Origin of the sequence: Aeromonas sp. ZOR0002 (assembly GCF_963866995.1) — a bacterium.
Classification (GTDB): domain Bacteria; phylum Pseudomonadota; class Gammaproteobacteria; order Enterobacterales; family Aeromonadaceae; genus Aeromonas; species Aeromonas caviae.
This window is the reverse complement of record NZ_CAWMFQ010000349.1, coordinates 1-11,819: the sequence shown is the minus strand read 5'-3', so window position 1 is coordinate 11,819 and position 11,819 is coordinate 1. Positions and strand designations below refer to the sequence as shown.

Here is an 11,819-nt window from a genome sequence, read left to right as displayed (position 1 = left end):
TGGGCCGCCGCGGCTATGTTGCCGAGGGTCTGCTCGGTCTGGCCTATGCTGCCGGCGACCTCGCGCACCGAGTAGTCCATCTCTTCCATGGCGCTGCAGACCCCTGTGGTTTCGTTGCGCTGCTCGCCGATGGCAAGTTGGGCGTGATGCTGGGCGTGCTGGTTCTGGCCGGCCATGCGGCCGAGGGCATCGGCGGCCTGAACTATCTGACCGAGCATGCCGCTCATCTCGTCGGCCAGGGCGTTGATGCCGGTCGCAAGCTGGCCGAACTCGTCGTTGCGCAGTAGCGGCACGCGTTGGCGCATGTCTCCCTGACTCAGGGCCTTGAGGGTGGTGAGGATGTGGTGCAGTGGCTGGCGGATGGCGCGCACCAGGTGCCACAGCACCAGGGCGCCGAGACCGAGGGAGAGCAACAGGCCGGCGCACAGCCCGAGGCGCAGCCAGAGCAGGATGGCGCCGCTGCCGGCGGTGCTGTGGCGAAGCTGAGCGTCGATCGCGGCGTCAAGCTCGCTCAGATCGCCTAGCAGGCTGTCGATAAGGCGGCTGGCCTGCACACTCTGGTTGCGCAACATGATGCTCTGTTCGACCAGCGCCAGGTGGCGTGCCGGCAGGCTCTCGGGGCCGGCCAGCAGGGTGGCGAGGGTATCGAACCTGGCACCCGTGCCGCGTTCCAGGCTCAGGGGCACGCCGAAGGCATCCTCCTGGCCGGCGAGCTGGCGTGCCAGCTCCTGGCGCAGTGCCGCCGCCTGTTCGCTGGCGCGTGCATTGGCAGCCAGACGTGCGGCAACGGGGGCCGGATCCTGCTGCTTGAGGATCTCCTGTGTGGCGCTGACCTGCTGTTCCAGGTTTGCCAGCAGGCGGCTCTTGAGCAGCACGGCGGGGTGGCTGCCCAGAGGGGCGAGCAGCACATCGAGGGCGCTGGCAAGCTGGCGCGCCGTTTCGCCAAGGCGGGTGTCGGCCGCCAGCTTGCTCTGTTCGAGGCGGTTGTGGGCATAGTCATCGACCAACTGCTGGGCCAGTTGCCAGTAGGCGGTCTGTTGCTCGCGCAGGCTCTCGACGCGCGCACTCTGTTGCGGCTCCCCCGCTATCTGTCGAGCCAAGGTGGCCAGATCCTGGTCGAAACGGGCCTGCCATTGCTGCATCTGCTCGCGGGCGGCGCCCAGCTCCTCCTCTCCGGTCTGCAACAATGCGTTGCCCAGATGTCGGTCGAGGGTGAAGAGATCGCGGGTCACGGCGCGGCTCTGCACCAGGGTCGGCGCGGTATGGCTGGCGAGCAGCCCCACCTGATCGGCCAGCCGTTGGCCGGCGTAGAGAGAGAGGGCCACCGAGAGCAGCAGCAGCAACAGGATGACGGCAAAGCCCAGCGCCAGGCGCTGGATGATGGAAAGGTGACGAGTGCGCAAGTTCATGGTATCGATTACATATGGTGTTGAGTCAACCCAGCCTGATGACACAAGTGATAAGTCATGTTTTATCAGTGCCTTACCTCGTTAAAAGATAAGGCCGCGATAAGGGAGGGCACCTGATTCTGATTTTTAGTGTAACGTTTTCATTGTTTTGTGAATCTTTTACACTCTTTCTCGGCACCCTTGTACGGGATTTGTCCAGGGTTGCGAGCCCGCTCTCATTTTGTGTCCCGCGCCCGGGGATAAAAAAAGCCCCCGACTGGCGGGGGCAAAATGGATCGGGGCATGCAGTAGCCGCGTTCAGCGGCTGATCCTGAGCCCTTCGGCATTGAACACAAGGCAATTTTGCGGGGCAAAGAAGACATCCATCTTCTGGTACGGATGAAACTCCCCATCCCCTGCCAGCAGCAGCTTGAAGCCGTCGGTGCCGCAGCACTGACCGAACAGGTAGGTGCTGTTGCCAAGACGTTCCACCACCTCGCAGGTAAAGGCGAGGTGGATCCCCTCTGCGCCCGGCACCACATGCTCGGGACGCAGGCCAAGGGAGATCTCGCTGCCCGGCTCGAGTCGCTCGGTGAGGATGGGCAGGGTGAGCTCCTGCTGGCCGGCTACCTTGACCCGGATCTGCTCCGGGCTCCAGGCCAGTACGCGGGCCGGCAGGAAGTTCATCTTGGGTGAGCCGATAAAACCGGCCACGAAGCGGTTGCAGGGTTTGTAGTAGAGCTCCATCGGCGAACCGACCTGTTCCACCTTGCCATAGTTCATCACCACTATCTTGTCGGCCAGGGTCATGGCCTCCACCTGATCGTGGGTCACGTAGATCATGGTGGTCTTGAGTTCCTGATGCAGCTTGGCGATGTGCAGGCGCATCTCGACACGCAGCTCGGCATCGAGGTTGGAGAGCGGCTCGTCAAACAGGAACACCTTGGGGTTGCGCACGATGGCACGGCCGATGGCTACCCGCTGGCGCTGGCCGCCGGAGAGCTGCTTGGGCTTGCGATCGAGCAGGTGGGAGAGCTGCAGCGTCTTGGCCACCATGCTGACCTGGTGGGTTATCTCCTCTTTCGGCACGCCATTGACCCGCAGGCCATAGCCCATGTTCTCGGCCACCGTCATGTGGGGATAGAGGGCATAGGACTGGAACACCATGGCCACCCCGCGATGAGCCGGGGCTACATCGTTGACCACCTGCTCATCAATCGCAATGTGGCCGTCCGAAATCTCTTCCAGACCGGCGATCATGCGCAGCAGAGTGGATTTACCACAACCGGAAGGACCGACAAAGACGGTGAACTCACCATCTTCTACATCCAGATTCACATTATGTAGGGTCACATTGCTGCCAAAACGCTTGATCACATTGTTCAGCCTGATACTCGCCATGAGCTTTAACTCCTTGATAATAAATGCCTTAGCTGCAAATGCTGGGGGCAGTCATGCCCCTGCTGCGGCTTCTTTGCCCTGGGAGGGAGAAGGCGTTTCACACCGTTTCACTCTGTGGCTTTGGGAGGACTATATCAGTCAGGTGTAAGCGGTTGCACAAAATGCTGTTTCTTTTGTGCATGAGATCACAGCCTTGGTACGTGCTACTGGCAGGCTGGGCAAGCACCGCTTACCGTAGAGCCATTCGGTGTAATCGTTACCTTTTTTGCTGTTCCAGTGCACTCGAAGAGCTGTGTAAAGCAAAAATCAAGTGATAGAGCGTATTGCTCCGGATCTGATGTATGGGATTAAACCATTTATTTTTCATTGCATTAGGTGGTAGTGAGGTTGTGTCATAGAGGCCAGACCAGTCCGGCGTGTAATGTGGTTGTGCTTTGTTTTACACCCGAATTGGTAACAAGCTTCAGAAGTTACACCGACTGGATGGAATCGTAACACTCACTTTGCCTACGTGGTCTGAGAAGACCTGCTTTTACCTGAGTTAGGGACAAGGAAATCATATGAAAATCAACAAATTGACTGCTGCAATGTTGTTGTCTTTGGGCGTTATGGGGTTGGGCCAGGTAGCCCGTGCCGCTGACGGTGAACTTCTGGTGTGGGAAGACATCAAGAAATCAAACGGCATTGAGGAGGCTGTCAAAGCGTTCGAAGCCAAGCACAACGTCAAGGTGAAGATCCTCGAAACTCCCTATGCCCAGCAGATCGAGAAGCTGCGCCTGGATGGCCCGGCCGGCATCGGTCCGGATGTGCTGGTACTGCCGCATGATCAGGTTGGTACTGCCGTGGTGCAGGGGCTGATCAGCGAGATCAAGCCGGGGGCCGACTATCTGGCTGGTTTCACCAAACCTGCGGTGGATGCCCAGACTTATGAAGGCAAGCTCTATGGCCTGCCCAAGGCGGTGGAGACCATCGTCATGGTTTACAACAAGGACCTGTTACCCAAGGCTCCCGAGAGCTTTGACGAGCTGATCAAGGCTTCACAGACCCTGCGCGGGGAGAACAAATACGGCCTGCTCGCCAAGTTTGACGAGATTTATTACTCCTACGGTGTAGTCGCAGCCATGGGGGGTTATATCTTCGGCCAGAACCCCAACGGTTCGCTCAACGTCAAGGATGTGGGCCTGGCCAACCAGGGCTCGGTCGATGCAGTGAGTTTCCTCAAGCGTTTCTACAGTGAAGGACTTTTCCCGGCCGGTATCGTGGGTGAGACCGGTGCCAACGCCATCGATTCCCTGTTCACCGAGAAGAAGGCTGCTGCCGTCATTACTGGACCCTGGTCGTTCCAGCCCTACAAGGATGCGGGGGTGAACTACGGTGTCGCACCGCTGCCGACATTGCCCAATGGCGAGCATATGCGCTCCTTCCTCGGCGTGAAAGGGTACAGCATCTCTACCTATTCCAAGCAGAAAGAGTTGGCGCAGCAGTTCATCGAGTTCATCAACCAGCCTGAGTACGCCAAAGTCCGCTTCGAGAAGACCGGCGAGATCCCGCCGCTCAAGGCGCTGATTGACGATCCGCTCATCAAAGATGACGAGAAATCCCGTGCCGTGGCCATTCAGGCCGGTTTCGCCACTCCGATGCCGAGCGTGCCCGAGATGCAAGAGGTGTGGACCCCTGCCAACAGTGCACTGCAGCTTGGCGTGACTGGCAAGCAGGATGTGAAGGCGGCACTGGAAGGTGCAGTCAAGAACATCAACATGCAGATCGAAGTCAACCACGCGCAGCAATAACACAAGTTGGGCGCAGGCCCAATTCGGGCCGGGCGGCATTCGTGGCCGCCCGGGCTCTTAATGGAAAGGAGGTACATTGTGGTTGTCGATTCCGGATCGCTTACCCAGATCGGTACAAGAACCCATCATGCCAAGGTGGCCGCCCTGCTCTCGCTGATCCCGGGACTCGGTCAGTGGTATAACCGGCAATGGGTCAAGGGCACCCTGTTTTTCACCGTCATGGCCTGCTTCTTCGGCGTATTCCATGATTTTCTATCTCAAGGGTTCTGGGGGCTGTTTACCCTCGGCACCGAGTTGCCCCGGGACAACTCCGTCTTCCTCCTGGCCAAGGGGGTTATCAGCGTACTGGTGGCCATCTTTGGTTGCGCCATCTACTACTGGAGCGTCCGCGACGCCTATGTTAACGGCGATCGCCGGGATCGTGGCGTAGCGCTGACCAGTGTGCGCAAGCAATACCAGTTGCTGCTGAGCGAAGGGTTCCCGTATCTGATGATCACCCCGGGCTTCATCCTGCTGGTGTTCGTGGTGGTGTTCCCCATCATCTTTGGTTTCTCCATCGCCTTCACCAACTACGATCTCTACCACACGCCGCCGGCCAAGCTGGTGGACTGGGTGGGGATGAAGAACTTCATCAACATCTTCAAGCTCGATCTGTGGCGTTCGACCTTGCTCGACGTGCTGCAGTGGACCGTGATCTGGACGCTGATCGCCACCACGTTGCAATGCTCGGTCGGGGTGCTGCTGGCGATCCTGGTCAATCAGAAGGATCTGCGCTTCAAGCCGCTCATCCGCACCATCCTGATCCTGCCGTGGGCAGTGCCCGGTTTTGTCACCATTCTGGTGTTCGCCGGCATGTTCAACGAGACCTTTGGCGTCATCAACAACGGTATTCTGGCTTCTCTGGGTATCGACCCCAAGGCATGGATGACAGATCCCTTCTGGACCAAGACGGCCCTCATCCTGATGCAGACCTGGCTTGGCTTCCCGTTCGTCTTCGCCATGACCACTGGGGTGTTGCAGGCTATCCCGGATGATCTCTACGAGGCGGCCACCATCGACGGTGCCAGTACATGGCACAAGCTGACCACCATTACGCTGCCCCTGGTGCTGTATTCGATCGCTCCGATCCTCATCACCCAGTACACCTTCAACTTCAACAACTTCAATATTATTTACCTGTTCAACAACGGTGGACCTGCGGTGGCTGGTTCCAATGCCGGCGGCACCGACATCCTGGTCTCCTGGATCTACAAGCTGACCATGTCGTCATCCCAGTATGCGATTGCAGCGAGCATCACCATTCTGCTCTCCATCTTCGTGGTCGGCATTGCCCTGTGGCAGTTCCGTGCGACCAATTCGTTCAAGCAAGACGACATGGTGTAAGGAGATCCAGCCATGAGTGCCAAACACAGTCTGAAAAAGAGTAATGCCATCCGTCTGACCCTAAGCTATTTGCTGCTGGCTATGGTTGCGGTGATCATCATCTATCCCCTGATCTGGACGGTTGGAGCCTCTCTCAATCCGGGCAGCAGCCTGCTCAACACCTCGATCATCCCGGAAAACTTCTCCTTTATTCATTATCAGGAGCTGTTTGACGGTCGCATCGATTATGCCGCCTGGTACTGGAACTCGATGAAGATCAGTTTCCTGACCATGGTGTTGACCCTCATCAGCGTCAGCTTCACTGCCTATGCCTTCTCGCGCTTTCGTTTCCGTGGGCGGCAAAATGGCCTGATGTTGTTCCTGTTGTTGCAGATGGTGCCCCAGTTCTCGGCCCTCATCGCCATCTTCGTGCTGGCCCAGATGCTGGGTCTGGTCAACAGCCATCTGGCGCTGGTGCTGGTCTATGTGGGCGGCATGATCCCGATGAACACCTATCTGATGAAGGGTTACCTCGATGCCATCCCCAAGGATCTCGACGAGTCGGCGCGCATGGACGGGGCGGGCAACTTCCGCATCTTTATCGAGATCATCATGCCGCTCTCCAAGCCCATCATTGCGGTGGTTGCACTGTTCTCCTTCACCGGCCCGCTTGGCGACTTCATCCTGGCCAGCACCATATTGCGCACCCCGGATCAGTTCACCCTGCCCATTGGTCTCTACAACCTGGTCGCCCAGAAGATGGGGGCCAGCTACACCACCTATGCGGCGGGAGCTGTGCTCATCGCGGTGCCGGTGGCCATCTTGTACCTCTCCTTGCAGAAGTACTTCGTTTCCGGTCTTACCGCAGGTGGGACCAAAGGTTAATCCGTTAAACAGGACGTTCGACATGAAAATCAAGAAGACGCTGGTGATGGCGGCGCTGCTCGCCACCGGCATGTTGGGTATGCATGCCCCTGCCGTGGCTGCCGAAAATGTGGTGGTGCAACCAGTTGTTGTACCGCAGGAGTTCATCAAGGGGGCTGATGTCTCCATGTTGGCCGAAGTAGAGAAATTTGGTGGCAAGTTCTTTGATGCCAGTGGCAAGCAACAGGACGCCATGGCAATCCTCAAGGAGAACGGCTTTAACTACATTCGCCTGCGCCTGTGGGTAGACCCCAAGGATGCGGACGGCAAGCCTTACGGCGGTGGTAACAACGATCTGGCTGCAACGATAGCGCTTGCCAAGCGTGCCAAGGCCCTTGGTATGAAGTTCCTGCTCGATTTCCACTACAGTGATTTCTGGACGGATCCGGGCCGCCAGAACAAGCCCAAGGCGTGGCGTACGATGTCAGTCGAGCAGTTGGCGGATGCCGTTTACGCCCATACCAAGGAAAGCATGGATGCCCTGGCAAAGGCCGGTGTGATGCCTGACATGGTGCAGGTCGGCAACGAGATCAACGGTGGCATGTTATGGCCAGAGGGCAAGAGCTGGGGGCAAAACGGTGGGGAGTTTGATCGCCTGGCCACACTGCTCAAGGCTGGTGTACGTGCTGTGAAAGAGCACGGCAAAGATATCAAGGTGATGCTGCATCTGGCTGAGGGCACCAAAAACGACACCTTCGTCTGGTGGTTTGATGAAGTCGCCAAGCGCGAGGTGCCCTTCGATATCATCGGACTCTCCTTCTACACCTACTGGAATGGCCCCATCAGTGCCCTCAAGGCCAACATGGATGACATCAGCAAGCGCTATGGCAAGGATGTGATCGTGGTTGAGGCCGCCTACGGCTACACCACGGAGAACTGCGACAACGCCGAGAACAACTTCACTGCCAAGGAGGCGAGCGACGGTGGTTACCCGGCCAGCGTACAGGGGCAGGCCGACTTCCTGCGCGATCTGATCAAGAGCGTGGTGGCGGTACCGGACGGGCGTGGCAAGGGTGTCTTCTACTGGGAGCCTGCGTGGCTGCCAACCCCTGGTGCCACTTGGGCCACCAAGGCTGGGATGAAGTACAACAACGACGACTGGAAAGAGGGCAATGCCCGGGAGAACCAGGCGCTGTTTGACTGCTCCGGCCATGTGCTCCCCTCGATCAAGGTATTCAACTGACCCGGTTTCAACCGATAGGGCGACCGGCCATGGCCGGCGCCCCCTCGTTTTAGGAGATGTGTGATGTTCAAGTTTCCCCCGCTCAGTGAACGGGTGCCCGCTCTGCTGCATGGTGCTGATTACAACCCGGATCAGTGGCTGGATGATCCCCAGGTGTTCGAGCGAGATCTCGAGATGATGAAGCAGACCCGCTGCAACGTGATGTCGGTCGGCATCTTCAGTTGGTCTTCCCTGGAGCCACAAGAGGGGCGCTATGAATTCGGCTGGCTCGATACGGTGCTCGATCGCTTGCACGAAAACGGTGTGTCAGTTTTCCTCGCCACACCAAGTGGTGCTCGCCCGGCTTGGCTTTCCCAGCGTTATCCCGAGGTGCTGCGGGTCAGCAAGGAACGTGTGAAGGCACTGCACGGTGGCCGTCACAATCACTGTATGAGTTCGCCTGTCTATCGTGACAAGGTGCGCGCTATCAACGGTGCCCTGGCCGAACGCTACGGCCATCATCCAGGTGTCATCGCCTGGCACATCTCCAACGAGTACGGCGGCGAGTGCCACTGCGAGCTTTGTCAGGAGCGCTTTCGTGACTGGCTCAAGGCTCGTTATGGCAGCATAGAAGCGCTCAATCACGCCTGGTGGAGCAGCTTCTGGAGCCATACCTACACCGACTGGTCACAGATCGAATCCCCGTCTCCCATCGGCGAGAGCTCGATCCACGGCCTAAACCTCGATTGGAAGCGTTTCAATACCGCCCAGGTGAGCGATTTCTGTGCCGAGGAGATCAAGCCCTTGAAGGCGGCCAACCCGAGCCTGCCGGCCACCACCAACTTCATGGAGTACTTCTACGACTATGACTACTGGCAGTTGGCCAAGGAGATCGATTTCATCTCCTGGGACAGCTACCCCCTCTGGCACAACAGTGGCGATGACTCGACCCTGGCGGCGTACACCGCCATGTATCACGACCTGATGCGCACTCTCAAGGGAGGCAAACCTTTCTTCCTGATGGAGTCGACCCCGAGCCTGACCAACTGGCAGCCCATCAGCAAGCTCAAGAAGCCGGGAATGCATATCCTCTCCTCCTTGCAGGCGGTAGCCCACGGCTCCGACTCGGTGCAGTACTTCCAGTGGCGCAAGAGCCGTGGTTCGGTCGAGAAGTTCCACGGCGCCGTGGTCGATCACGTTGGTCACATCGATACCCGGGTGGGCCGCGAGGTGCAGGCGCTAGGCGAGATCCTGGCCAAGTTGCAAGAGGTCGCTGGCAGCCGCGTCGAGGCCAAAGTGGCCATCATTTTCGACTGGGAGAGCCGTTGGGCCATGGACAATGCCCAGGGGCCGCGCAATGCCGGCCTCTTCTACGAGAAGACGGTAGCCGAGCACTACCGCCCATTCTGGGAGGCAGGGGTGGCGGTGGATGTCATCAATGCCGACTGCGCGCTGGATGGCTATGACCTGGTTATCGCCCCAATGCTCTACATGGTGCGCGATGGCTTTGCCGAACGGGTTGACGCCTTTGTCAAACGAGGTGGGCAGTTTGTTACCACTTACTGGAGCGGCATCGTCAACGAGACCGATCTCTGTCACCTGGGGGGATTCCCAGGGCCGCTGCGCCCGGTCCTTGGGATCTGGGCAGAGGAGATAGACGGTCTCTATGACGAGGAACGTAACGCCGTCTCGGGTCTTGCTGGCAACGAAGCCGGACTCTGCGGCCCTTACGAAGTCACTCACCTTTGCGATCTCATCCACCTGGAAGGCGCGAGGGCCCTGGCCAGCTATGACGGTGACTTTTATGCCGGACGTCCGGCGGTGACGGTCAACGAGCACGGGACAGGTCGCGCCTATTATGTCGCCTCGCGAAATGATCTGGCGTTCCAACGCGACTTCTTTGGCCATCTCATCGAGACCCTGGCCCTGCCGCGTGCTTTGCCAGCCTTGCCGGAGGGGGTCACAGCTCAGTGTCGCAGCGATGGTGAGCAGGAGTTCGTGTTCGTGCAAAACTTCGCCAACGCCGAGCGCCTGGTCACTCTGCCGGGTGGTCACAGTGACATGGTGAGCGGTGAGGCGCTGAGCGATTCGCTGGTGCTGCCTCCATTCGGCTGCCGAGTGCTGCGTCGCGCCCGTTGATTGCGGGGCGGAGCCAGTGGCTTCGCCCTCTTTTTTTATGTTTAGGAGATTCAAATGGTCAAGATGCAGGACTTCAAGCGGCTGTTCGCCGCCGCCCTCGGCCACAAGGAGGAAAAATCGACCGAGGCGCCGCTCCCCGGGCTGGACGAGGCGGCCATCACCGCGCTCATCGCTGCCTTTGGTGGGCACGACAACATAGTGAGCTTTGACGCCTGCCTGACCCGGCTGCGGGTCAAGGTCAATGCCTTGCAGCAGGTCGACAGCGAGGCGCTGCAAGGTCTCGGTGCCATCGGCGTCATCATCATCGGTGACGAGGTGCAGGCCATCTTCGGCAAGCGCTCGGACAACCTGCGCCGCGAGCTCGGTCAGTGGTTCGAGCTGCACGAGCCGGAGCAACACTAGCATGTACCTCCCGCTGAGCTGGCCACTGTTGGTCATGCTGGGAGCGATCAGTGCAGGGGCTGGAGCCGCTCCTCACAACCTGGCCATCCGAGGGGCGGATGTCTCCACCCTGGCCGAACTCGAGCACTTGGGCGTTCACTATCAGGACGAAACGCGACAGGGGGATTTGCTAACCCTGATGCGCGAGCGTGGCCTCAACCTGGTGCGCCTGAGGCTGTGGGTCGATCCCCGCTCGGCCAAGGGGGAACCCTTTGGTGGTGGCAACAATGATCTGGAAAAGGTGATTGCACTGGCGCAGCGAAGCCGGGCTCTCAACTTGCCCTGGTTGCTCGATCTTCATTACAGCGACTTCTGGGCCGATCCGGGCAAGCAGTACACGCCACGGACCTGGCGAGGCAAGTCGGAAGCAGAACTGGCGGCGATGTTGCACGATTACAGCGCCGCCGTGATGCAGCGCCTGCGCGAGGCTGGGGTGCCGCCGCAAATGGTACAGGTCGGCAACGAACTCAATAACGGCATGCTGTGGCCGCTGGGGCAACTACACCGGCAGGAAGAAGAGGAGGGGTTCGATCGACTGGCCCAGCTGCTCAAGGCGGCCATCGCCGGGATCCGCGCTGGCAGCGAGGGGGGGATCACCCCACGACTGATGCTGCATCTTGCTGAAGGAGGGGATGAGGCTCAGTGCCTGCGCTGGTTCAAGGCGATGCAGGCGCGCGATGTGCCGTTCGATCTGGTGGGTCTCTCCTTCTACCCCTATTGGCACGGATCCTTGGGTGACCTCTCGCGCACCATGAACAGCCTTGCCACCCAAATCAGACTCCCGCTGCTGGTGGTTGAGACCGCCTATGGGCACGATACCGTCAACCAGGACGCGGTTCGCAATGCCTTCGGTGAGCAGGAGGCCGTGCGCGGCGGGTTTGCTGCGACGCCCGAGGGGCAACTGGCGTTTCTCGATGCCCTGCGTGCCGCTATTGCCGCAGTGCCGGATCGGCTCGGGCTCGGGTTTGTCTACTGGGAGCCGGGCTGGATCCGGGTCACCGGTGACAGCTGGGCCAGTCAGGCTGGCATGGCGTTCCTCGGGATAGACGAACCCCTCGGTAATGGTTGGGAGAACCAGGCCCTGTTTGATCGGGAGGGCAGAGGACTGCCGGCGTTGGCCGCCTTTGCCCCGACCCGCTGACTATTTCACATTGAAGAGATGACAACAGCACCATGAAGACTGACATGAAAAAGACCAAAATCGTCTGCACC

At 59.2% G+C, this 11,819-nt stretch carries 9 protein-coding genes; 7 read left to right on the top strand and 2 right to left on the bottom strand.

The features are described 5' to 3' along the window. On the bottom strand, positions 1-1,409 hold a 1,409-nt coding region (locus tag AACR77_RS18730; RefSeq protein WP_042878675.1), incomplete at its 3' end, for a HAMP domain-containing protein. 297 nt (positions 1,410-1,706) lie between these two features. After that, the gene (locus AACR77_RS18725) at positions 1,707-2,789 is read right to left on the bottom strand and encodes an ABC transporter ATP-binding protein (RefSeq protein ID WP_041212956.1); all 1,083 of its coding nucleotides are present in this window, start codon (positions 2,787-2,789) and stop codon (positions 1,707-1,709) included. Between the two features lie 560 nt (positions 2,790-3,349). On the opposite strand from AACR77_RS18725, the gene AACR77_RS18720 reads away from it, so the two are divergent. The 7 genes from AACR77_RS18720 (at position 3,350) to AACR77_RS18690 (ending at position 11,748) form a co-directional block, all read left to right on the top strand. Continuing rightward, a complete protein-coding gene (locus tag AACR77_RS18720) occupies positions 3,350-4,579 on the top strand; it encodes an extracellular solute-binding protein (RefSeq protein ID WP_041212957.1) in 1,230 nt (409 codons plus the stop codon). Between the two features lie 78 nt (positions 4,580-4,657). Further along, a complete protein-coding gene (locus AACR77_RS18715) occupies positions 4,658-5,962 on the top strand; it encodes a carbohydrate ABC transporter permease (RefSeq protein WP_041212958.1) in 1,305 nt (434 codons plus the stop codon). 12 nt (positions 5,963-5,974) lie between these two features. Next, complete coding sequence (locus AACR77_RS18710) at positions 5,975-6,826, top strand: sugar ABC transporter permease (RefSeq protein ID WP_041212959.1); 852 nt, start codon at positions 5,975-5,977, stop codon at positions 6,824-6,826. 22 nt (positions 6,827-6,848) lie between these two features. After that, complete coding sequence (locus AACR77_RS18705; protein WP_041212960.1) at positions 6,849-8,048, top strand: glycoside hydrolase family 53 protein; 1,200 nt, start codon at positions 6,849-6,851, stop codon at positions 8,046-8,048. 63 nt (positions 8,049-8,111) lie between these two features. Then, entirely contained in the window at positions 8,112-10,166 is a 2,055-nt protein-coding gene (locus AACR77_RS18700) for a beta-galactosidase (RefSeq protein WP_042016006.1), read from the top strand. Between the two features lie 54 nt (positions 10,167-10,220). Continuing rightward, the gene (locus tag AACR77_RS18695; protein ID WP_042878673.1) at positions 10,221-10,568 is read left to right on the top strand and encodes a glucose PTS transporter subunit EIIB; all 348 of its coding nucleotides are present in this window, start codon (positions 10,221-10,223) and stop codon (positions 10,566-10,568) included. Between the two features lies 1 nt (position 10,569). After that, positions 10,570-11,748 carry a glycoside hydrolase family 53 protein gene (locus AACR77_RS18690; RefSeq protein ID WP_042863745.1) on the top strand — a complete coding sequence of 393 codons (1,179 nt, stop codon included), beginning with the start codon at positions 10,570-10,572 and terminating at the stop codon, positions 11,746-11,748. Positions 11,749-11,819: the final 71 nt, after the last annotated feature.